We start from the raw sequence: 847 nt of genomic DNA, 5'->3' as shown, positions 1-847 counted from the left end.
AACCTATCGGTGCCAGGATGGCATTGGTGTTGTCGATCTGGAATTCAAGAAACTCGTACCAAACGGCGTCTACACCGTCTGGCATGATTTCGCAATCTGGCCCCCAACTGAACCGTTTTTGGGGTTCTATGACACACCGCTTGGAGCACGCGATGGATCGGAAAACACTTTTGTGACCGATGCAGAAGGCAATGCCCGTTTTGTTCGGGAAATCACGCCATGTCTGCAATTGACAGGTGAACAGCTGATTTCTGAATTGGCAATTGCGTGGCACAGCGACGGTGAAACACATGGACCGTTGACGGGTGAGTTCTCCACGCAAACGCATGTTCACCTCTACGTGCCACTGCCCAAACGAACCGGATTGTAACAGGCATTGAGTTTGCGCCCCGAGCAATTCAGGCCCAACTTGATTGCAGTGCAGTTTATTGTCGATAGCAACTGCACTGCATCGATTAGAAAAAATAATGAAGGATAGTTTGAATCCTCCAAGCGTCAGCGAAGCCAACGAGGCAAAGGGCGAGCATTCAGCGGATACTTTGAGCGCTAGTGTCCGCTTTGAAGTAAGTTCTGTGTCTCTCTCCACAGCGCATAGTAGTTCGAACGAAAGATCAACAATTCTCCGATCAGCAGCCAAACCTCAATGGCTTCGGCATAGGATTAGAGCCCGATTAGAGCGATGAGCAGTGCGCGAAAAAAGTCAATCGGAATGGCGATCGAAGCATCCAATTTACTCAGAGCCTGCGCCTCGTCCGGCTCTCAAATTTTGCGCTTGCAGCGAACGGCTGGTTTGACGGGTGACGCCGCAGCATCGGGTGTTGTCGCTTAAGGTCCGGCTTTGGGCCGG

Annotated in this window: 1 protein-coding gene; it reads left to right on the top strand. The window is 51.4% G+C overall.

Features of this window, described 5'->3' with window-relative positions:
• Nucleotides 1-370: hypothetical protein (locus tag Q5Y75_RS28365; protein ID WP_306203655.1), on the top strand; the 370-nt coding region annotated here is incomplete at its 5' end.
• Between the last annotated feature and the right edge of the window lie 477 nt (nt 371-847).

This window comes from Ruegeria discodermiae, assembly GCF_030758345.1.
GTDB lineage: Bacteria > Pseudomonadota > Alphaproteobacteria > Rhodobacterales > Rhodobacteraceae > Ruegeria_C.
Note: the sequence above shows the minus strand (reverse complement) of the source record. Positions and strands in the feature narration are given on the sequence as shown.